At 66.1% G+C, this 1,202-nt stretch carries 2 protein-coding genes; one reads left to right on the forward strand and one right to left on the reverse strand.

All coding sequences use genetic code 11. From position 1 onward, the window contains the following. Positions 1 to 691 (forward strand): solute carrier family 23 protein (locus AC1DY5_RS56320; protein WP_478122821.1); only part of this gene is annotated, 691 nt, incomplete at its 5' end. Positions 692 to 722: 31 nt separating this feature from the next. Here AC1DY5_RS56320 and AC1DY5_RS56325 read toward each other — a convergent pair. After that, the coding region (locus tag AC1DY5_RS56325) for an SLC13 family permease (protein ID WP_478122822.1) at positions 723 to 1,202 on the reverse strand (480 nt) is incomplete at its 5' end.

The following is a 1,202-nucleotide window of genomic DNA, read 5'->3' on the forward strand; positions in this document are numbered from 1 at the left end:
CGGCAGCGCCGCCTGGTTCGACATCGTGCTGCCCTTCCACTTCGGCATGCCGAAGTTCGACCCGGTGCTGATTCTCACGATGTCGCTGATCATGATCGTCGTGATGATCGAATCGACCGGCATGTTCCTCGCGCTCGGCGAGATGACCGACCGCAGGATCAGCCAGCAGGACCTGGCGCGCGGATTGCGCACCGACGGCCTGGGCACGCTGATCGGCGGCATCTTCAACACCTTCCCGTACACGAGCTTCTCGCAGAACGTGGGGCTGGTGGCGGTGACCGGCATCAAGAGCCGCTACGTCTGCGTGGCCGGCGGCCTGATCCTGATCGTGCTGGGCCTGCTGCCGAAGATGGCGGCACTGGTCGAGTCGCTGCCGACCGTGGTGCTGGGCGGTGCCGGCCTCGTGATGTTCGGAATGGTCGCTGCCACGGGCATTCGCATCCTGTCGGGCGTCGACTTCAAGAACAACCGGCACAACGCAATGATCGTCGCGGTGTCGATCGGCGTCGGCATGATCCCGCTGCTGGCGCCCAACTTCAAGCAGTGGATGCCGCACGCGATCCATTCGCTGGTCGAATCGGGCATCCTGCTGGCGTCGGTTTGCGCGGTGCTGCTGAACCTGTTCCTGAATGGGCCCAAGCATGATGAGGCGGCGATCGTCGCGGCTGCGAAACAGGCAGAGGCGCACTGATTCGCTCGCCCAGTCGGGCTGATGGCATCGGTCAGAACGGCAGCAGCAAAGGCACCAGCGCGACGCTGGCGATCAACACCAGCAGCACCAGCGGCAGGCCGACGCGCACGAAGTCCATGAAACTGTAGTCGCCCGGCCCGGCCACCAGCGTATTGACCGGCGAGGACACCGGCGTGACGAATGCGGCCGAGGCCGCCAGCGCGACGATCATCGCGAAGGGGTACGGCGAGGCCTGCAATTCCCTCGCGATCGCCAGCGCCACAGGGGCCATCAGCACCGCGGTGGCGGTGTTCGAGATGAACATGCCGAGCACGGCCGTAACCGCGAAGATCACGGCCAGCACGGTGCGCGGGCCGGCTCCGCCAACGACGCCCATCAGCACCTGGGCCGCGAGATCGACGCCGCCGGTGCGCTGCAGCGCCAGCGAGAACGGCAGCATGCCGACGATCAGCACCAGGCTGGGCCAATGGATCGAACGGTAGGCACTGCGCAGGTCGACGCAGCCGAAGAG

The sequence above is a fragment of the Variovorax sp. P4_D9 genome (genome assembly GCF_056401695.1).